Consider the following 20,386-nt stretch of genomic DNA (forward strand, 5'->3'; position numbering starts at 1 on the left):
TGGGCGGATCTCCCGGCGGCGACCGGCTCGCTCGTCGACCGGCGGGCCCGTCGACCGGCGGGCCCGGCCTGCCGACGGGCCGGGCTCGCGACCCTGACCATCGCCAAAGAGTTGGTAGCTGCTCGGTGCCTGGACTCCGGCCGCGGCGTTCACCGCTCGCGGCGACACGGCGGTGTCCACGTCGAGATCCCGGCCGACCTGGTCGTCACCGGCGCCGTCGAAGTGCGGCCTTCTCCCCGGACCGCGGCACCGACGCCCTCGTCGATCTGGAGCGGCGACTTATTCCTCTGCGCCCATCATGTCCGGCCAGCCTGTCGGAAATTAGGTCGTGTCGGTACCGTGGACCGCGGGAAGCGGAATATACGCCCATTCTACTCGGTCCGGTCCGACTGGGTCATCGGGAAGTCTGTGCTGGACACGGGAAAACCTTTTGGTGCGCTGCGGCTCGACTACGGAGGAACCAAGATTGAGAGCGCATCCGTCGTCCGCGTAACCGTGTGGAACGGAGGGCGTGTGGCTGTCCGCGACACCGACCTGAAGTCTTTTCCGGTGATTTCGCTCCCCGGGGTTCGGAGAATACTCTCCGCGGAGGTCGCTCGCACGAGTCGACCAGACCTCGGCTTCGCGGTGTCCCCGCGTCCGGCCGAGGCCGCCGAGCTGGGGTTCCACTTCGACTTTCTTGACCGGCACGACGGCGCGGTGATCGAGGTCCTGGCCGAGGGCAGGCCCGACACGGTGTCCGTCGACGGCACGATAATCGGCGCTCGTGATGGCTTCCGCAAGGTGGTCGGCAGACCATCGCCATGGAGACAGCCCAGGGCGGTCGCGGGGGTCGTTCCCGTTCTCGGCACCCTGGCGTTCGCAATGGCCGTATGGGGTTTTCCGCGGAGCGACAGGCGTGCCGACTACTCGACGCCGTACTGGCTCGTCGTGTCGTTCTAGGCGATTGTGCTCAGCCTGGCGAGTGCGGTGGTGCTCTACGACCTCTGGAGGTTCCAAGGACCTCCGGCGGGTTCCCGGCGGCCTGTACGTCGCGCGCAGCAAGGTCGACCGCAGAGAACTGGCCGATGCAGAGAGCCCCCGAGGGCTTCGGCGAGGGAAGCGGATGCGTTCGACTGCGCCCGGGATGGATCGATCATCGGCTCACCGGATGCCCGACTGGCATCACCACCGGAATGGCCCGTTCGGAGAAGCCTGCATCGGCTCCCCCACCACACTTGTCGCACCCCCCCGACCGCCCTGGCCACAGAGCGAAGCCCCAGACACCGTGGGGGGTTCGGGGGGCTCGGCCCCCCCGGCAGACATGGCGACGGTTCCGCCGAAGTCGCCCCAAAGGGGCAGCAAGCATGGAAGATCCCGCGTGCCCCCGGCAGGATTCGAACCTGCGCACCCGCCTCCGGAGGGCGGTGCTCTATCCCCTGAGCTACGGGGGCTCTGGGTCAACGCGGCATACGTTACCAGGCGGGAACGCCGGATCGCGCACCCGGGTCGGCCGTAAGCTTCCGGTGTGTACCCCGCCGCCCCCCGGGTCCTCGTCGTCGACGACGACGCGGTGATTCGTCAGCTCGTGGTCGTCAACCTTGAGTTGGAAGGCTTCGAGGTCCATACCGCCGTCGACGGTGTCGACGCGCTGGAGATGGTGTCTGCCGTGGCTCCACAGGTGATCACCCTCGACATCATGATGCCGCGGATGAACGGCTGGGACGTGGCCGCCCACCTGCGTGAGGACCCGTCGACCGCCGACATCAAGCTGATCATGCTCACCGCGCGGGCGCAGGAGGCCGACGTCAAGCGCGGGGCGCGCATCGGGGTGGACTACTACCTGACGAAGCCGTTCGACCCCGACGAGCTGATCACCGTCGTCCAGAAGCTCGCCGCCGGCCAGCCGGTCTAGCCGCCGAAGCCTGCGCGGCCGCTGAGCCGTCTGACCGAGCCCCGCGGTCGCTGGCGGAGCCGGCGGTCACGGAGACGAGCCGAGAGCTCATCACGGTTTCAGGCACTGAAAACGTCATTACTCCTCGGCATGTCTTCGTGATGATCGGGTGACTGACTGTCGCTGGGGTCTCGTGGTCGGCCCGGGTAGGCGGGCGGCCGAAGGCACGCCAGGGATGCCGGTCACACAACTCGCGGAGCGCGGGCGGACGGGTGGGCCTGCAGGCTGCGCCTCGGTGCCGCGGGCCTGCTCGTGCTCGACGGGCCTGTCAGCGCGGGCGGCCCGCGCCGTCGGCGGTCTACCCGCGAGGCGGGTCCTGCGCGTGGGTTCGCGCGATGAGGGCGCGGACACCCCGCGGCTTTCGCCGGGCTGACCGAGGGGTCTCGCGCGCGGCGGCCTTGAGAGCGGATCGGCGGGCGGACGTCCTACGGCGTCGCGCCGATAGCATCGCGGCATGACCCCCGCCGATCTCGCTGACGCCATCGTCGCGGCCATAGGCCGCGCGGTCGCCGACGGCGACCTGGACGTGACTGTGCCGACCACCGTCACGGTGGAGCGACCGAAGACCCCCGGGCATGGCGACTACGCCTCCCCGGTGGCGCTGCAGCTGGCCAAGTCCGCCCGCCGCAGGCCGCGCGAGGTCGCCGAGGTGCTGGCCGGCCGGCTCGTCACCCAGAGCGGGATCGCCAGCGTCGACATCGCCGGTCCGGGGTTCCTCAACTTCACCCTCGCCGGGGGGGCCCTCGGCGAGATCGCCCGCACGGTGGTACGGGCCGGCGAGAGCTACGGCCAGGCGGCGAAGCCGCGCGACGTGCGGGTCAACCTGGAGTTCGTCAGCGCGAATCCGACCGGGCCGGTGACGCTCGCCTCGGCCCGCTGGGCCTCCGTCGGTGACGCGCTGGGCCGCATCCTGACCGCGGCCGGCTTCTCGGTGGGCACGGAGTACTACGTCAACGACGCCGGCGTGCAGACCGAGCGGTTCGGCGCGTCCGTGCTGGCCGCGGCCGCCGGGCGGGAGATCCCGGCGGACGGCTACCACGGGGCGTACGTCGCGGAGATCGCCGCGGCGGTCCTGGCGGCCCGGCCGGACCTGTTGGACCTGCCCGAGGGCGAGGCGCTCGCGGTGAGCACCGAGCAGGGTCTCGCCCTGATGCTCACCGAGATCCGCTCCACGCTGGAGGGGTTCGGCGTCCACTACGACCGCTGGGCCTCCGAGCAGGCGCTGCACGCCGCCGGAGCGCTGACCAGGGCGGTCGAGGACCTGCGCGGGCAGGGCCACGTCTACGACGCCGACGGCGCAGTGTGGCTGCGCACCACCGACTTCGGCGACGACAAGGACCGCCCCCTGGTCAAGAGCGACGGCCGGCCGACGTACTTCTGCGCCGACGCCGCCTACTACCGCGACAAGCGGGGCCGCGGCTTCGACCAGCTCGTCTACCTGCTCGGGGCTGATCACCACGGCTACGTCGCCCGGCTGAAGGCGATCGCCGCCTGCTTCGGCGACGACCCGGCGACCAGCCTGGACGTCATCATCGGGCAGCTGGTCACGCTGTCGCGCGGCGGCGCCCCGGTGAAGATGTCCAAGCGGGCCGGGACCTTCCTGACCCTGCACGACCTCGTCGACGCCGTCGGGGTCGACGCGGCCCGGTACTCGCTGGTCCGCTCCTCGCTCGACTCGGCCCTCGACCTCGACCTGGACCTGGTGACCCGCCAGACCAGCGACAACCCGGTGTTCTACGTCCAGTACGCCCACGCGCGGATCAGCTCGCTGCTGCGCAACGCGGAGGCACTCGACCTCGCGGTCGTGCCGGACACGGCGGACGTCGCGCTGCTCACCCATCCGCGCGAGGTTGACCTGCTGCGCGGCCTCGGGGAGTTCCCGCGGGTGATCGAGGCGGCGGCCACCCTGCGCGGCCCCCATCGGATCGCCCGCTACCTGGAGGAGCTCGCCGGGGTCTACCACCGGTTCTACGACGCCTGCCGGGTACTCCCGCAGGGAGACGAGCCGGCGGGCCAGCTCACCGCTGCCCGGCTGCTGCTGGTCGCCGCGACCCGGGTGGTGCTCGCGAACGGCCTCGGCCTGCTCGGCGTCAGCGCGCCGGAGCGGATGTGACGGTGGGACGGCATCAGGCAGGCCGCAGCCGGAGGCAGGCCGCGGCTTGAGGCAGGCAGTGGCTTGAGGCAGGCAGTGGCTTGAGGCAGGCAGTGGCGTGAGACGGGCAGTGGAAGTGGAATGAGACAGGCAGAGGCGAGATGAGCGAGACCGACAGCCCGGCGGTGGCGGCCCTGGAGGAGAACCTCTGGCCGGCCACGGCCCGACTCGACCCCGACGGGGTGCTGCGGATCGGCGGCGTCCGAGTCGACGAGCTGGCCGCCGAGTTCGGCACCCCGGCGTTCATCCTGGACGAGGCCGACTTCCGGGCCCGCTGCGCCGCCTGGCGGTCGGCGTTCGAGGACTGCGACGTCTACTACGCGGGCAAGGCGTTCCTGTGCCGCGCCGTCGCCCGCTGGGTGGCCGAGGAGGGGCTGAACCTCGACGTCTGCACCGGCGGCGAGCTCGCCGTGGCCCGTTCGGTCGGCTTCCCGGCGCAGCGGCTGCTGTTCCACGGCAACAACAAGTCGGTCGCCGAGCTGCGCGCGGCCGTCGCCTACGGCGTCGGGCGGATCGTCGTCGACTCCTTCGCCGAGATCGACCGGCTGGCCGCCGTCGCCGCCGAGGCCGGGGTGCGCCAGCGGGTCCTCGTGCGGGTCACCCCGGGGGTGGAGGCGCACACCCACCACTACGTCTCCACCGGCCAGGAGGATCAGAAGTTCGGCTTCTCGCTGGCCGGGGGGGCGGCGGCCGAGGCGGTGGAGCGGGTGCTCGCCGCCGACGCGCTGCACCTCGTCGGCCTGCATGCGCACATCGGCTCGCAGATCTTCGACACGGCCGGGTTCGGCCTGGCCGCGCACCGCATGGTCGGCCTGCTGGCGCGCATCCGCGACACCCACGACCTCGAACTGCCCGAGCTCGACCTCGGCGGCGGGCTCGGCATCGCCTACACCAGCGAGGACGCCCCGCTGGAGGTGGCCGACGTCGCCGAGCGGCTGACCGCCGTCGTGGGCAAGGAGTGCGCGGCCGCGGGGCTCGCCGTCCCGCGTCTCGGCGTGGAGCCCGGCCGGGCCGTCGTCGGTCCGACGACGGTGACCCTCTACGAGGTCGGCACGGTCAAGGAGCTGCCCGGGCTGCGTACCTTCGTCAGCGTCGACGGCGGGATGAGCGACAACATCCGCACGGCGCTCTACGACGCCCGGTACACCGCCCGGCTGGTCTCCCGCGCGGGCTCACCCGCGGCCCACGTGGTCACGCTCGTCGGCCGGCACTGTGAATCCGGCGACGTCGTCGCCCACGACGTGCCGCTGCCCGACGACGTGCGCCCCGGCGACCTCGTCGCGGTGCCGGCCAGCGGCGCCTACCACCGGTCCATGGCCAGCAATTACAACCATGTCACCCGCCCGCCGGTCGTCGCGGTGCGCGACGGCGTCGCCCGGCTGATCGTCCGGCGGGAGACCGAGGAGGACCTGCTGCGCCTCGACATCGACCCGGCGGAACAGGCCGACCCGGCGGTGGCACCGTGAGGATCGCGCTGCTCGGTTGCGGCGTCGTCGGCAGCGAGATCGTCCGGCTGCTGCGGGCCAACGCCGGCGACCTCGCCGCCCGGGTCGGCGAGCCGCTTGAACTCGTCGGGATCGCGGTGCGCCGCCCGGAGCGGGCCCGCGGCCTCGACATCGACGCGGACCTGTTCACCGCGGACGCCGCCGGTCTCGTCGCCCGCGACGACGTCGATCTCGTCATCGAGGTCGTCGGTGGGATCGAGCCGGCCCGGGGCTGGCTGCTGGCCGCGCTGCGGGCCGGTAAACCGGTGGTCACCGCGAACAAGGCGCTGCTGGCCTCCGACGGCGCCGCGCTGCACGACGCCGCCGCCGCCGCCGGCACGGATCTCTACTACGAGGCCGCGGTCGGCGGGGCGATCCCGCTGATCCGCCCGCTGCGCGAGAGCCTGGCCGGCGATCACGTCCGCCGGGTGCTCGGCATCGTCAACGGCACCACGAACTTCGTGCTGACCCGGATGGACGAGACCGGCGCGTCGTTCGCCGAGGCGCTGGCCGAGGCCGGCGCGCTCGGCTACGCCGAGGCCGACCCGTCCGCCGACATCGACGGCTACGACGCCGCGGCGAAGGCGGCGATCATGGCTCAGCTCGCCTTCCACTCGCGGGTCACCATCGACGACGTCTACCGGGTCGGCATCGGCGACGTCACCGCCGCCGACATTGCGAGCGCCCGCGAGATGGGCTGCACCGTCAAGGCCCTGGCGGTGGCCGAGCGCTCCGCGGAGACCGACGGGATCAGCGTCCGGGTCCATCCCGCGATGATCCCGCGGACCCACCCGCTGGCCGGGGTGCGGGAGGCGTTCAACGCGGTGTTCATCGAGGCGGAGGCCGCCGGCCAGCTGATGTTCTACGGCCAGGGGGCGGGCGGGGCGCCGACCGCCTCGGCGGTGCTCGGCGATGTGGTCGCTGTGGCGCGCAACCGCATCGCGGGCCATCGCGGGCCGGGTGAGTCGTCCTACGCGGCGCTGCCCGTGCTGCCGATGGGCCGTACCGTGACGAGGTATCACGTGAATCTCGACGTCACCGACAAGACCGGCGTACTCGCGACGGTCGCCGGTGCCTTCGCGCGTCACGATGTGTCCATCAGGAGCGTCCGCCAGGACGGCCGCGGCGACGACGCGAGCCTCGTCCTCGTGACGCACGCCGCGCCGGACGCGGCGCTGTCCGCCACCGTCGAGGAGCTACGCGGCCTCGCCGGGGTGCGGGCGGTGTCCGGCGTGATGCGGGTCGAGGGAGGTGAGCCGTGACCACGACGTCCACAGCTCGTGTGGAGTCCACAGCTCGTGTGGAGTCCACGCCGTTCGCGGGCGGGCCGGCGGCGCCGGCGACGTCCACGCAGCCCGACCGGTCGCACCGGCCGTGGCGGGGGATCATCGAGGAGTACCGCGACCGGCTGCCGGTCGACGACGACACGCCGGTGATCACGCTGCGGGAGGGCGGTACGCCGCTGCTGCACGCGGCGCACCTGTCCGAGCTCACCGGGTGTGAGGTTCATCTCAAGGTCGAGGGCGCGAACCCGACGGGTTCGTTCAAGGACCGCGGGATGACGATGGCCATCAGCCGGGCCGTCGGCGCGGGCTCCCAGGCGGTCATCTGCGCCTCCACGGGCAACACCTCGGCCTCGGCCGCGGCCTATGCCGCCCGCGCCGGCATCACCTGCGCGGTGCTCGTCCCCAGCGGGAAGATCGCGCTGGGCAAGCTCGCCCAGGCGCTCGTGCACGGCGCCCGGCTGCTTCAGCTCGACGGCTCCTTCGACGACTGCCTGCGGGTGGCCCGCGAACTCGCCGACACCTCGCCGGTCACCCTGGTCAACTCGGTGAACCCGTTCCGCCTGGAGGGTCAGAAGACGGCGTCGTTCGAGATCGTCGAGGCGCTCGGGCGGGCCCCGGACGTGCACTGCCTGCCGGTCGGCAACGCCGGCAACATCACCGCCTACTGGCGGGGGTACCTGGAGGAGGACGCCCGCGTCGGTGCCGGCCGGCCGCGGATGTGCGGCTTCCAGGCGGCGGGCGCGGCCCCGATCGTGCGCGGTGAGGTCGTCACCTCCCCGCAGACGATCGCCACCGCGATCCGCATCGGCAACCCGGCCTCCTGGGATTTCGCCGTCGACGCGAGGGACTCCTCCGGCGGCCTCATCGATGCCGTCAACGACCGGCAGATCCTCGCCGCCTACCGGCTGCTCGCCCGCCGGGAGGGCGTCTTCGTCGAGCCGTCCAGCGCGGCGAGCGTCGCCGGGCTGCTGATGGCGCGCGAGGACGGCCGGATCGAGGCCGGCCAGCGCATCGTCTGCACGGTGACCGGCAACGGACTGAAGGACCCCGACTGGGCGATCAGCGGGGCGGCCAAACCGGAGACGATCCGTCCGACCGTCGCGGGTGCCGCCGAGGCGCTCGGGCTGCAGACCTCGTGACCGCCCTGTCCGGCGCGGTCCCGGACGTCGACGCCGTCCCCGGCGCGGATGTCCGCGATGTTCCCGGGGAGGACTTTCCCGGGGAGGACGGGAGCGCGCCGGTGCCCGGCGCCGGCCGGTCGGATGCCGACGGCGTGGCCCAGCGGGTCCGGGTGCGGGTCCCCGCGACGAGCGCGAACCTCGGCCCGGGCTTCGACGCCTTCGGGCTTGCCCTCGGCCTGTACGACGAGGTTGACGTCGAGGTGACCTCGTCCGGCCTGACCGTGGACGTGGTCGGCCCGGACGCGGTCGCGCAGGACGAGACGCACCTGGTGGTCAGGGCGATCCGAGCGACGTTCGACCTGCTCGGCCGGGCGCAGCCGGGGCTCGCCCTGCGCTGCGTGAACCGGATCCCGCACGGCCGCGGGCTCGGCTCGTCGGCGGCCGCGATCGTGGCGGGGATCGTAGCCGCGGCGGCGCTCACCCGGGCCGACCTCGGCCCGGAGTTCGAGGCCGGCGCCGTGGCGAACCCGGGCGACCCCGGCGTAGCCCGTCCCGGCGCCCTGTTCGACGCAACCGCGCCCGACCTCGGGGTCGCGGCGCCGGCCGGATCCGCATGGATGCTGCGCCTCGCGCACGACATCGAGGGCCATCCGGACAATGTGGCCGCCGCGCTGATGGGCGGTTTCACCGTCGCCTGGCAGGACGTCGAGGGGGCCCGCTGCCTGTGCGTCGACCCGTTCGCCGAGCTGCGGCCGGTGGTCTTCGTGCCGACCGTGCGCCAGTCCACCGAGGCGTCGCGGGGGGCGCTACCGGCCCTGGTCGGGCTGACCGACGCCGCTCGGACCCTCGGCCGGGCCGCACTGCTGGCGCTGACGATGTCCGCCGCCGAACCCGCCGGGGCGGCGCAGCGCGCCCGCACCCTGTTCAGCGCCACCGAGGACCTGCTGCACCAGCCCTACCGGCTGCCCGCGGCGCCGGCCACCGGCGAGCTCGTCGCCCGGCTGCGCGCGCTGGGGGTGCCGGCGACCCTGTCCGGCTCCGGGCCGTCCGTGCTCGCGCTCGCGGTCGGCGGGGAGCAGGCCGCGGCGGCGGTGGGCGCGGCGAGCTCCGAGTTCTCGGTCGCGCCCCTGAGCGTTGACCGGCGCGGTGCGCAGGTCATCCGTTTCGACTCCGGAAAGTAGTCGAATAGATTTATAGGGTAATATAGTAAGGCTGGGGTGGGGCGGTCGGGCCGCAGCCTGCGGTCGTGTGTCACATCAGGAAGTCCTGACGTCTCAAGGTTGTTGCCGAGGTGTCTGCCGCTGGATAGTCTGGTGACTGCACCCGCTGCCACCGCGGCGCGTGCTCGCTCCCGCAGTGCCGCTCTGGCTACGCCAGATGGGCCGTGGTTCGGGACTCCGGTGTTTCGGCCTCGTCGTCGTTGCCTCGGCTCCACACCGGCACACCTGGGCGGGATCGGCGAGTTCGCTCGCGGCAGTCGGCCGCTGGCGCCGTAGACGGGCGCGACGTTCGCCCATCCGGTGCTGTACATCCCCTTCACCCGGCATCTGTGCAGGCGAAGAAGGTTCACAAGCTACGCCCGGCTCATCAGGAGCCAGTTCCTTCAGGGAAGGAAAACCTTGAGCGACACCACCAACGTGCTGCCACTGAGCGCACGTGAGTCTGCGGCGCCTGCGACGCCTGCATCGCCCCACGAGAGCGGGCCGGCCGCTACCTCGTCCGCAGACGCCCTCACCACCGCGCCCGCTGCCGACAACGGCAGCGGGCGTGCCGGCCGCGGCTCCCGGGCCGCCGCCGCGACCGCGGCCTCGGCCACCGAGGGCGCGACCGCGACCCGGCGGCGTCGGCAGGGCACCGGGCTGTCCGCGATGCTGCTTCCCGAGCTGCAGGCCATGGCCTCGTCCATGGGCATCCAGGGGGTGGGCCGGCTGCGCAAGGGCCAGCTCATCGCCGCGATCCAGAACCTGCAGAACGGCGAGTCCGCGGGTGCTTCCGCACCCGCCCCGGCCACCGACCAGGCCCCCGCCGCGCCCATCCCGGCGCCGAGCGAGGCGCTCGCCGCGGCGCCCCAGGCGACCCGCCAGCCCAGCAGCGACGGCGGTGCCCCCAGCACCACCACCCGCACCCGTTCCCGCCGCGGCGCGTCGCGCGGCGTGGCGAGCCCCGCCGCCGAGCAGCCGACCCTGCCCGACTCGGCCGGCGACACTGTCGTCGAGACCCGTCCGGCCCCCGTGGCGGCCGCCCCGGCGCAGCCCGCCGCCGCCTCGGTCCAGCCGGCCTCCGCCTCCACCCAGTCCGCCCCGGCCCAGCCGGCGACCGCCCCCGGTCGACAGGGCGACGGTGCTCCCCGCAGCCGTGAGGACCGCCGCGACCGCGCCGGGGACAACGGCCGCTCTGGAGACAACGGCCGCTCTGGAGAGAACGGCCGCGCCGGCGGTGACGGCGGCGAGCGGCCCACGAACGACCGACAGGGTACGGACCGCCGATCTGGCGGGGACCGGCAGGACCGGCAGTCCGGTGACCGGTCGTCGGGTCGGGCCGAGCGGACCCAGGGCGACCGTTCCGGCGGGGACCGTTCCGGCGGGGACCGTTCCGGCGGGGACCGCTCGGGCGGGGACCGTTCCGGCGGGGACCGTTCTGGCCAGAGCGGTCAGGGCGACGACGACTTCGCCGGCCGCAGCCGGCGGGGCCGTTTCCGTGAGCGCGGCCGCAACCGTGGTCGCGGCGGACAGGCCGGCCCGGCCGAGAACGAGCCGGTGCTGCGCGAGGACGACGTCCTCGTGCCCGTCGCCGGCATCCTCGACGTCCTGGACAACTACGCCTTCGTCCGGACCAGCGGCTACCTGACCGGTCCGACCGACGTCTACGTCAGCCTGGCCCAGGTGCGCCGCAACGGGCTGCGCCGCGGAGACGCCATCACCGGCGTCGTGCGCGCGCCGCAGGATGGCGAGCAGCGCCGGGACAAGTACAACGCACTGGTCCGGCTCGACACGATCAACGGGATGGAGCCCGACGAGGCGCGCGGGCGGCCCGAGTTCACCAAGCTGACGCCGCTGTACCCGCAGGAGCGTCTGCGCATGGAGACCGAGCCACACCTGCTGACGACGCGGATCATCGATCTCGTCATGCCGATCGGCAAGGGGCAGCGCGCCCTCATCGTCAGCCCGCCGAAGGCCGGCAAGACGATGGTGCTGCAGTCCATCGCCAACGCGATCACCACGAACAACCCGGAAGTCCACCTCATGGTCGTCCTCGTCGACGAGCGGCCGGAGGAGGTCACCGACATGCAGCGCTCGGTCAAGGGTGAGGTCATCGCCTCCACCTTCGACCGCCCGCCGGCCGACCACACCAACGTCGCCGAGCTGTCCATCGAGCGGGCCAAGCGCCTGGTCGAGCTCGGTCACGACGTCGTCGTCCTGCTCGACTCGATCACCCGGCTGGGCCGCGCCTACAACCTGGCCGCCCCCGCCTCCGGGCGGATCCTGTCCGGTGGTGTCGACTCGACCGCGCTCTACCCGCCGAAGCGCTTCCTCGGTGCGGCCCGCAACATCGAGAACGGCGGATCCCTGACGATCATCGCGACGGCGCTGGTCGAGACGGGCTCGACGATGGACACCGTGATCTTCGAGGAGTTCAAGGGGACGGGCAACGCCGAGCTCAAGCTCGACCGCAAGATCGCCGACAAGCGGATCTTCCCGGCGGTCGACGTCGACGCCTCCAGCACCCGCAAGGAGGAAATCCTGCTTGCCCCGGACGAGCTCGCGATCATGCACAAGCTGCGCCGAGTGCTCCACACCCGGGAGAACCAGCAGGCGTTGGAGCTCCTGCTCGACCGGCTCAAGCAGTCCCGGACGAACTACGAGTTCCTCATGCAGATCGCCAAGACGGCGCCGCCTCAGGACTAGCCCCACATTTCGCCTTCGGCGAAATGTGGGGGCCCCGGAGTCCTGTGGCGCCGTGCGGGGTGACGCCGGATCGCCTTCGGCGATTCGGCTGCGGGAGCCGGTGGGTCTTCGGCGAAATGTGGGGGCCCCGGAGTCCTGTGGCGCCGTGCGGGGTGACGCCGGATCGCCTTCGGCGATCCGGACGATGATCGGTGGGATTCCCCCAGATGGCGATTTTGTCGTGGTCTGGGGGCCGTCGAAGTGGTGCCACGGCGCGCCGCAACGCCGGTGGCGCACAGCGGGGGCGGGGCACAGCGGGCGGGGGCTCGGCTGGCCCGATGGACGCGGCGGGGGCGGAACAGGATGGTCCGGGGGGGCGTTGAAACAGGCTGGGAAGCGTGCCGGCGGACGTGGCGTCCGCCTCTGGCAGACTGGCAGCAGACCGGCTCCGGTTCACGCCGTTCACTCCGAACGGCGACCCGGCGGCCATATCGAAAGAGGGACCATGAAGGCTGACATCCACCCGACCTATCACGAGACGACCGTGACCTGTACCTGCGGGAGCACCTTCACCACCCGCAGCACCAAGGAGAACGGCGTCGTCAACGCCGAGGTCTGCTCGCAGTGCCACCCGTTCTACACCGGCAAGCAGAAGATCCTCGACGTCGGCGGGCGGGTCGAGAAGTTCGAGCGCCGGTTCGGCCGGCGGCGCCCCGGCGAGAAGGTCGGCGGCGCGAAGTAGTGCGGCCACGGCGCCCGTCCGGATCCCCGGGCGGGCGCCGTTTGCGTCCGGGGCGCCGCAGGCAGCGCCGCCCCGCCGACCCTGGCTCCCGGAGCTGTGCGGCGTCCGGGACCGTAACGTGCAAAGAGGAACCACCATGACGTCCCCGCTCGACGGCCTCGTCGCGGAGCACGCCGAGATCGAGGGGCAGCTCGCCGATCCGGCGGTGCACAACGACCCCGCGAAGGCCCGTGCCCTGAGCCGCCGCTACGCGCAGCTCGCCCCGGTCGTCGATCTGGCCCGGGAGCTCGAGCGGGTGGAGGGCGACCTCGCCACCGCCCGCGAGCTCGCCGCGGAGGACACGTCGTTCCGCAGCGAGGTCACCGACCTCGACGCCGAACTCGCCGGGCTCAACGAGCGGCTGCGCGCCTACCTGGTCCCGGTCGACCCCGACGACGCCCGGGACGCCATCCTGGAGGTCAAGGCCGGCGCGGGCGGCGAGGAGTCGGCCCTGTTCGCCGGAGACCTGCTGCGGATGTACCTGCGCTACGCGGAGCGCCGCGGCTGGAAGACCGAGATCCTCGACGCCAACCCGTCCGATCTCGGCGGCTACCGCGACGTCAGCGTGGCGGTGAAGGCCCGCGGCTCGGCGCCCGGCGACGGCGTGTACGGCCGCCTGCGTTTCGAGGGTGGGGTGCACCGTGTCCAGCGGGTGCCGGTGACCGAGTCCGCCGGGCGCATCCACACCTCCGCCGCCGGAGTGCTGGTGCTTCCCGAGGCGGAGGAGGTCGACGTCGAGATCGACCCGAACGACCTGCGCATCGACGTGTTCCGCTCGTCCGGACCCGGTGGGCAGAGCGTGAACACCACCGACTCGGCGGTCCGGATCACCCACGTCCCGACCGGCCTGGTGGTGTCCTGCCAGAACGAGAAGAGCCAGCTGCAGAACAAGGAGTCCGCGCTGCGGATCCTGCGCGCCCGGCTGCTCGGCGTCGCCCGGGAGAAGGCCGAGTCGGAGGCGTCGATGGCGCGCGCCAGCCAGGTCCGCACCGTGGACCGATCGGAACGGGTGCGTACCTACAACTTCGCCGAGAACCGGATCAGCGATCACCGGGTCGGCTACAAGGCGCACAACCTCGACCAGGTTCTCGACGGCGAGCTCGACGAGGTGCTGGACGCGCTCGCCGCCGCCGACCTGGAGGCCAGGCTGGCCGCCCAGGCGTCATGACCGGCCCGTCGGTGACCCACGGGGCCGCCGTGACCCTGGCGGCGCGGCTCGCGCAGGCCACCGAGCGGCTGCGCGCCGCCGGGGTCGCCAGCCCGCGGGCCGACGCCGAGCAGCTCGCCGCGTTCGCCCTGGGGATCTCCCGGGCCCGGCTGGTGGGAGTCGACGACCTGCCCGCGCGGGCCGCCGAACGCTTCGACGAGCTCGTGGGCCGCCGCGCCCGGCGTGAGCCGTTGCAGCACCTGACCGGCCTCGCCGGGTTCCGCTACCTCGACCTCGCCGTCGGCCCTGGGGTGTTCGTCCCCCGGCCGGAGACGGAGTCGGTCGTCGGCTGGGCCATCGCCGCCCTGCCCTCGTTGCCGGCCGGGCCGGTGTGCGTGGACCTGTGCGCGGGGTCCGGGGCGATCGCGCTGTCCCTGGCCGGGGAGGTGCCCGGGGCCCGGGTGCACGCTGTGGAGGTGGACCCCGCGGCGCTGGGCTGGCTGCGGCGTAACGTTGCGGCGAGCGGACTGCCGGTCACGGTCCACGAGGCCGACGTCACCGCCGCGCCCACCGCGTCGCTCGCCCGGCTCGCCGGGGCGGTCGACCTGGTCGTCAGCAATCCGCCGTATCTTCCGGATGCCGACCGCGACGAGGTGGAGCCCGAGGTGGGTGAGCATGACCCGCCCCGGGCGTTGTGGGGTGGTGCGGACGGACTCGACGTGGTGCGTGCCGTCGTCGCGCTGGCGGCCCGGCTGCTGCGCCCCGGGGGCCTGCTCGTCGTCGAGCACGCCGACGGCCACGGTGCCGCCGCGCCGGGCCTGTTGCGGGCCGACGGGCGGTGGGTGGACGTGGCCGACCATCCCGACCTGGCCGGGCGGGACCGGTTCGTCAGCGGCCGTCGCCGGGCCGGCGTGGCCGGGTCGTGAGAGCGGTCGGGTCGTGAGAGCGGTCGGGTCGTGAGATTCGGTCGGGTCGTGAGAGCGGTCGTCGGGCCGAGCTGCTGGGAGCGAGCGACAGGGAGGGAGGGGTGATGCAGCGCTTCGACTGTTCCGACGAGGCCGAGCGGGCCCGTGGGCTGGACGCGGCGGTCGCCGCCGTGAGCCGTGGCGGGCTGGTGGTGCTGCCCACCGACACGCTGTACGGACTGGGGGCCGACGCGTTCGACCGGGATGCGGTGGCCTCGCTGCTCGCCGCCAAGGGGCGCGGGCGGAACATGCCCGTCCCGGTCCTGGTCGGCTCCTGGCGGACCCTGGACGGGCTTATCGATCGAATGACTCCGCAGGTCAAGGACCTGATCTCGGCGTTCTGGCCGGGCGGACTGACGCTCGTGGTCCGGCAGGCCGGGTCGCTGCGCTGGGATCTCGGCGAGGGCCGGGGCACCGTGGCGGTGCGCATGCCGCTTCACCCGGTGGCGATCGAGCTGCTGGGCCGGACCGGGCCGATGGCCGTGTCCAGCGCGAACATCAGCGGTCAGCCGCCGGCGACCACGGCGGACGAGGCGGTCGACCAGCTCGGCGGCGCCGCCGAGGTGTACCTCGACGGCGGGCCGTGCCCGGCGGCCGTGCCCTCGACCATCGTCGACTGTACCGGTGAGGTGCCGGTCGTGGTCCGTAGCGGCGCCGTCGGCCTCGACGCGTTGCGCGAGGTCCTGCCCCTCGTGCGGGAACCGGCCGGCCGTTGAGCCGGCCCTGAGCCGGCCCTGAGCCGGCCCTGCGCCGGCCCGAGTGGAGGGCCGTGCCGGCGCAGAGGACCATTGGTCCCGATCGGGCGGCACGAGCGCAGGAGGTAGGTACGCCATGAGTACCCCGTTCTGGGGCCCGGACTTCGACCAGCTCGCCGACACGGATCCGGACATCGCCGGTGTGGTGCTCGACGAGCTGGCTCGGCTGCGCGGGGGCCTGCAACTCATCGCGAGCGAGAACCTCACCTCACCCGCGGTGCTCGCGGCGCTGGGCTCGACGCTGTCGAACAAGTACGCCGAGGGCTATCCCGGCCGGCGGTACTACGGCGGCTGCCAGGTGGTCGACCGGGCCGAGGAGATCGGCATCGCCCGGGCGAAGGAGCTCTTCGGCGCGGAGCACGCCAACCTGCAGCCCCACTCCGGCGCGTCGGCGAACTTCGCGGTGTACGCGGCGCTGCTGACCCCCGGCGACACGGTGCTGGCGATGTCGCTGCCGCACGGCGGTCACCTCACCCATGGCAGCAAGGTGAGCTTCTCCGGGAAGTGGTTCGACGTCGTCGCCTACGGGGTGCGCGAGGACACCGAGCTCATCGACTACGACCAGGTGCGCGACCTCGCCCGCCGGCACCGCCCCAAGATGATCATCTGCGGGGCGACGGCCTACCCGCGCCTGATCGACTTCGCCGCCTTCCGGTCCATCGCCGACGAGGTCGGCTCGTGGCTGATGGTGGACGCGGCCCACTTCATCGGGCTGGTCGCGGGTGGCGCGATCCCCAGCCCCGTCCCCTACGCCGACGTCGTCAGCTTCACCACGCACAAGGTGCTGCGCGGCCCCCGCGGCGGGATGATCCTCGCCCGGGAGGAGCTGGCCGGACGCATCGACAAGGCCGTGTTCCCGTTCAGCCAGGGGGGGCCGCTGATGCACGCGGTGGCGGCGAAGGCCGTCGCGCTGCGGGAGGCGGCCACCCCCGCCTACGCCCAGTACGCTCGCCAGGTGGTGGCCAACGCGCAGGTGCTGGCCGAGGGCCTCGCCGCCGAGGGCATCCGGCCGGTCGCCGGGGGCACCGACACCCATCTCGCGCTGCTCGACCTGCGCGAGCTCGGGGTCAGCGGCCGCGATGCCGAGGCCCGCTGCGACGCCGCCGGCATCACCCTGAACAAGAACGCGATCCCCTACGACCCGCAGCCGCCGGCGATCTCCTCCGGGATCCGGGTCGGCACCCCGGCCATCACCACCCAGGGGATGGGGGAGGGCGAGATGAAGGAGATCGCCGTCCTGATCGCCCGGGCGGTGCGTGATCCCGCCGCCGCCGCGGACGTCGCCGCGCGCGTCGCCACGCTCGTCGAACGGCACCCCGCGTACCCGCGGTAACCATCGCGGGCTGTTCTGAGTTCCACCACATCCGGGTCGGCAGTGGGAGATACCCGACGGTGCGCGAGTACCTGCTCGTCTTCGTGGTCTCGGCGGCGGTGACGTTCCTCGCCACGCCGCTGGCCCGGACCTTCGCCATGCGCATCGGCGCCGTCGCCGGGGTCCGCGACCGTGACGTCCATGCGATCCCGACGCCACGGCTCGGCGGGCTCGCGATGCTCGCCGGCCTCTACGCCGGGCTGGAGGTGGCCGACCGGCTGCCGTTCCTGTCCGTCGTCTCCCAGGACTGGTCGGAGACGCGGGCGGTGCTCATCGCCGGCACGCTGATCTGCCTGCTCGGCGTCGCCGACGACCGGTGGGAGCTGGACTCCCTGACCAAGCTCGCCGGCCAGGTCGCCGCCGCCGGGATCATGGTGTTGCTCGGCGTCCAGTGGTCCTTCGCCATCGACCGAAACAGCGAGACCACGCTGAGCCTCGGGCCGGAGACCGCCGTCCCGCTGTCGATTCTCGCCACGGTCCTGCTGATCAACGCGATGAACTTCATCGACGGGCTCGACGGGCTCGCCGCCGGGGTCGCGGCCATCGCATCGCTGGCGACCTTCTACTTCGCCTACGAGATCGCGGTGATCGACGGCTTCTACCGGGCGTCGCCCGCGGCCCTGCTCGCCGCGGTCACGGCCGGGGTGTGCATCGGCTTCCTGCCGCACAACTTCAATCCGGCCCGGCTGTTCATGGGCGACTCCGGGTCCATGCTCATCGGCCTGCTGTCCGCCGCCTCGATGATCTCCGTCACCGGTCAGGTCGCCTACGGGGGTTACGCTGGACCCTCGCGGTCGTATCCGTCGCTGATCCCGCTGGCGATCCCCCTGGCCGTCCTCGCCGTTCCCTTCCTCGACCTCGGGCTCGCGGTCGTTCGGCGGACGCGGGCGGGGCGCTCGCCGTTCGCGGCCGACAAGATGCATCTCCACCACCGGATGCTGGAGATCGGTAATTCGCACGTGAGGGCGGTTCTGTTCATGTATTTCTGGGCGGCTCTGGTTGGGTTCGGCGGTGTCGCCGCGTCGTTCTCCGCCTCCCCGCTGCCGATCCTCGTCGCCACCGTCGGGGTCGGGCTCGCGGCGCTGCTCGCGCTGCTGGTCCGCACGCAGAAGTCGGCGCGCGCGTGATCGTGCCGGCGGCCCGGGTGATCCGACTCGGCCTGATCCTCACGCTCGCGCTCGCGGTGCCCGCCGTGGCGATCTCCGCGGGGCTGCGCGGCGGGACCGGCGCGCTGAGCGCGGTGCTGGGGCTCGCGATCGTCGTCGCGTTCTTCAGCATCAGCAAGCTGGCGGTGGGCGCGGTCGCGCGCCGGGCGCCGCACCTGCTGCTGCCAGCCGCCCTCGGCACCTATGCGCTGAAGATTGCGGTGCTCGGGGTGGTGCTCCTGGGACTCCAGGACAGCTCGGCGCTCGACCTGCCGGCCTTCGCCTGGTCGATCTTCGGCGGCGTCTTCGCCTGGATGGGCGCCGAACTCTGGGTCGCGACCCACACCCGGGTGCCCTTTTACGACCCGGACCGCCCCGGCGCCTGGGACGCCGCGCGGCGGCCGCCGACACGATGAGCGAGCGCGTTCCGGGGCCGGCCGGTGACGGCACGCGGCGACGAGGGTCCGATGGTGGACCGCCCGAAGGTGCCGGCACCCCGCGCGCTCCCGGCCGTCCGCCCCGGCAGCGTGCCCGGGGCGGGCAGCATCCCGGCGAGGCGTGGAACATCTTCGGAACTCTGATCGCCGGGATGGCGTTCTGGGGACTGGTGGGCTTTGGTGCCGACCGGCTGTTCGGCTTCCGGGCACTGTTCCTGCCCATCGGGCTCTCGGTCGGCATGGCGGCCGCCATGTATCTGGTCATCTATCGGTTGACCCGACGCTAGCCCGGTTGGCCAGGGGCCGTTTGCCCCTTTTATTGGAGTTGGTGGGGACGTTCCGGTCGTCCTGTTCGTTGCGTCCCGATGGTCCCGGCCGTCCCGTTCCGAATGGACTGGGGCGTTCCCTCCCGTGGACCTGTCTATCCGGCCATTCCCGGCTGTTCCATGGGTGCGGTCGGTCCGATTCGCCGCGATCTCTCCGGTCACCTGGAAAACCGCGGCGACCGCACACCGGTCCCACCGGCGCCACCATGACCTCCCAGGTCATCGACGCCGCGGGCGAAATAGGCAAGAGTGGGCGCAAGCGGCGGACCGCCGGGAGGGAGTGGTGAGATGACCGCAACCCGTGCACGTCCCGGCACCGCGCCGGGCGACGGCCCGTGGGCGGGCGTCAGCGCGAACTGGACGTCATGAGGTGGTCACGGAATGTGGAAACGTCATCAACGGAGCGAAACCCCCGGACAACGCGCACATGAGCCAGGGTGAACCTCGAAGAGAGTTGGTGCCTGTGGCGCGCCGGTGTGGATAGTATCGCGGGCAACAGGACGTCGGCCTGCCGACACCCATCAGGGCCTGGGCTTGTCGAGGTGTCCCTCGAAGCGCTGCCGCCGGTTGGCTACGGGTCGTTCTTCGGTGTGAGCGTGTCGTGCGAACCCGGTAGGGTGGGGGCAATCTGCCGCCGGCACGGCAACCTCGCTGAGCCGTGGATGCGCTACTTAATCGATCATGGAGGTGTTTGTCGTGCCGGTCCTCGCTGATGAGGGCTTCGAAGGCCCCACGAAGGAGGTCTTCCAGACTCCGCACTGGTTCGATGTCGGGATCGGCTCGGTCAATCTCTACCTCAACAAGGCCACCGCGCTTACGATCTTCGCCGCGCTGTTCGTTGGCGTGATCTTCTGGCTGGGTTTCCGTCGAGCTAAAATCATACCTCGCGGCATCCAGAACCTGTGCGAGTCCGCGTACGACTTCGTCGATGTGCAGATCGCCCGCGGGGTCATCGGTGAGAAGGGCGCCCGCTACACGCCCTACCTGCTGGTCCTGTTCAGCTTCGTGCTGGTCTGCAACATCCTCGCGATCATCCCGGCGGCCCAGTTCCCGGCGACCTCGCGCATCGCGGTCCCGATGGTCCTCGCCGTCGTCACCTGGGTGATGTTCAACTACGCGGGCATCAAGGCGAACGGCGCTGGTGCGTACTTCAAGGAGATGATCGACCCGGCGCCCACCGCGCCGCTGGCGATCCGCCTGCTACTGGGTCCGATCGAGATCCTGTCGACGCTGATCGTCCGGCCGTTCACGCTGGCCATCCGACTGTTCGCGAACATGTTCGCCGGTCACCTCCTGCTGCTGGTCTTCTCGCTGGGCGCGGACTACCTGCTGCCCAAGCCTCCTTTCGTATTCGGCGTCGCGTCCCTGCTCGTGGCGATCATCCTCACGGCGTTCGAGCTCGTCATCGATGCCCTCCAGGCGTACATCATCACGATCCTCACCGCCGCCTACATCGGCGGAGCGATGGCGCACGGAGAGCACGAGGTTGCTCCGTCCGAGGAACTCGCCGAGCACGCCCCGGTGGGCGTGCCGGCAGCGGCCCACGCCTAGTTTCTGACACTCCCCCCAGCACCGGCCGAGTCCCGGTGCCCGACTGA

17 protein-coding genes and 1 tRNA gene are annotated in these 20,386 nt (G+C 72.3%); 17 read left to right on the plus strand and 1 reads right to left on the minus strand.

The genetic code is table 11. The features are described 5' to 3' along the window. The first annotated feature begins 513 nt into the window (after positions 1-513). Complete coding sequence (locus FRAQA3DRAFT_RS26815) at positions 514-942, plus strand: hypothetical protein (RefSeq protein WP_035921575.1); 429 nt, start codon at positions 514-516, stop codon at positions 940-942. Positions 943-1,361: 419 nt separating this feature from the next. On the opposite strand, the gene FRAQA3DRAFT_RS26820 is transcribed toward FRAQA3DRAFT_RS26815, so the two are convergent. Next, positions 1,362-1,433 (minus strand) — tRNA-Arg (locus FRAQA3DRAFT_RS26820). Positions 1,434-1,507: 74 nt separating this feature from the next. On the opposite strand from FRAQA3DRAFT_RS26820, the gene FRAQA3DRAFT_RS26825 reads away from it, so the two are divergent. The 16 genes from FRAQA3DRAFT_RS26825 to atpB all read left to right on the plus strand — a co-directional run bounded on the left by FRAQA3DRAFT_RS26825 (position 1,508) and on the right by atpB (position 20,339). Next, positions 1,508-1,894, plus strand: coding sequence for a response regulator transcription factor (locus FRAQA3DRAFT_RS26825; RefSeq protein WP_009742192.1), 387 nt, complete (start codon positions 1,508-1,510; stop codon positions 1,892-1,894). Between the two features lie 493 nt (positions 1,895-2,387). Further along, the gene (gene argS, locus FRAQA3DRAFT_RS26830) at positions 2,388-4,046 is read left to right on the plus strand and encodes an arginine--tRNA ligase (RefSeq protein WP_009742193.1); all 1,659 of its coding nucleotides are present in this window, start codon (positions 2,388-2,390) and stop codon (positions 4,044-4,046) included. A gap of 140 nt (positions 4,047-4,186) precedes the next feature. Beyond that, complete coding sequence (lysA, locus tag FRAQA3DRAFT_RS26835) at positions 4,187-5,551, plus strand: diaminopimelate decarboxylase (RefSeq protein ID WP_009742194.1); 1,365 nt, start codon at positions 4,187-4,189, stop codon at positions 5,549-5,551. Further along, positions 5,548-6,831, plus strand: coding sequence for a homoserine dehydrogenase (locus FRAQA3DRAFT_RS26840; protein WP_009742195.1), 1,284 nt, complete (start codon positions 5,548-5,550; stop codon positions 6,829-6,831). Before lysA ends, FRAQA3DRAFT_RS26840 begins: the two co-directional genes overlap by 4 nt. Continuing rightward, entirely contained in the window at positions 6,828-7,994 is a 1,167-nt protein-coding gene (gene thrC, locus FRAQA3DRAFT_RS26845) for a threonine synthase (RefSeq protein WP_009742196.1), read from the plus strand. Before FRAQA3DRAFT_RS26840 ends, thrC begins: the two co-directional genes overlap by 4 nt. After that, complete coding sequence (locus FRAQA3DRAFT_RS26850) at positions 7,991-9,157, plus strand: homoserine kinase (RefSeq protein WP_009742197.1); 1,167 nt, start codon at positions 7,991-7,993, stop codon at positions 9,155-9,157. Before thrC ends, FRAQA3DRAFT_RS26850 begins: the two co-directional genes overlap by 4 nt. A 438-nt stretch (positions 9,158-9,595) precedes the next feature. Continuing rightward, positions 9,596-11,881 carry a transcription termination factor Rho gene (gene rho, locus FRAQA3DRAFT_RS26855; RefSeq protein WP_009742198.1) on the plus strand — a complete coding sequence of 762 codons (2,286 nt, stop codon included), beginning with the start codon at positions 9,596-9,598 and terminating at the stop codon, positions 11,879-11,881. A gap of 484 nt (positions 11,882-12,365) precedes the next feature. After that, positions 12,366-12,602 (plus strand): 50S ribosomal protein L31, encoded by a 237-nt coding sequence (gene rpmE, locus FRAQA3DRAFT_RS26860; RefSeq protein WP_009742199.1) that lies wholly within the window; start codon positions 12,366-12,368, stop codon positions 12,600-12,602. A 136-nt stretch (positions 12,603-12,738) separates the two neighbouring features. Beyond that, a complete protein-coding gene (gene prfA, locus FRAQA3DRAFT_RS26865) occupies positions 12,739-13,809 on the plus strand; it encodes a peptide chain release factor 1 (protein ID WP_009742200.1) in 1,071 nt (356 codons plus the stop codon). Continuing rightward, the gene (gene prmC, locus FRAQA3DRAFT_RS26870; RefSeq protein WP_009742201.1) at positions 13,806-14,714 is read left to right on the plus strand and encodes a peptide chain release factor N(5)-glutamine methyltransferase; all 909 of its coding nucleotides are present in this window, start codon (positions 13,806-13,808) and stop codon (positions 14,712-14,714) included. The genes prfA and prmC overlap by 4 nt, the downstream gene beginning before the upstream one ends. Positions 14,715-14,818: 104 nt before the next feature. Then, positions 14,819-15,469 (plus strand): L-threonylcarbamoyladenylate synthase, encoded by a 651-nt coding sequence (locus FRAQA3DRAFT_RS26875; RefSeq protein ID WP_009742202.1) that lies wholly within the window; start codon positions 14,819-14,821, stop codon positions 15,467-15,469. Positions 15,470-15,584: 115 nt separating this feature from the next. Next, complete coding sequence (gene glyA / locus FRAQA3DRAFT_RS26880) at positions 15,585-16,841, plus strand: serine hydroxymethyltransferase (protein ID WP_009742203.1); 1,257 nt, start codon at positions 15,585-15,587, stop codon at positions 16,839-16,841. 59 nt (positions 16,842-16,900) lie between these two features. Next, on the plus strand, positions 16,901-18,007 hold the full coding sequence (locus FRAQA3DRAFT_RS26885; RefSeq protein ID WP_009742204.1) for an MraY family glycosyltransferase: 1,107 nt from the start codon (positions 16,901-16,903) through the stop codon (positions 18,005-18,007). Beyond that, entirely contained in the window at positions 18,004-18,441 is a 438-nt protein-coding gene (locus tag FRAQA3DRAFT_RS26890; RefSeq protein ID WP_009742205.1) for a hypothetical protein, read from the plus strand. Before FRAQA3DRAFT_RS26885 ends, FRAQA3DRAFT_RS26890 begins: the two co-directional genes overlap by 4 nt. A gap of 173 nt (positions 18,442-18,614) precedes the next feature. Beyond that, the gene (locus tag FRAQA3DRAFT_RS35495) at positions 18,615-18,749 is read left to right on the plus strand and encodes a F0F1-ATPase subunit family protein (RefSeq protein ID WP_035921579.1); all 135 of its coding nucleotides are present in this window, start codon (positions 18,615-18,617) and stop codon (positions 18,747-18,749) included. 720 nt (positions 18,750-19,469) lie between these two features. After that, positions 19,470-20,339 carry a F0F1 ATP synthase subunit A gene (gene atpB / locus FRAQA3DRAFT_RS26900; protein WP_035921582.1) on the plus strand — a complete coding sequence of 290 codons (870 nt, stop codon included), beginning with the start codon at positions 19,470-19,472 and terminating at the stop codon, positions 20,337-20,339. Positions 20,340-20,386: the final 47 nt, after the last annotated feature.

Source organism: Frankia sp. QA3 (assembly GCF_000262465.1).
In the GTDB taxonomy this organism is placed as follows: Bacteria; Actinomycetota; Actinomycetes; order Frankiales; family Frankiaceae; genus Frankia.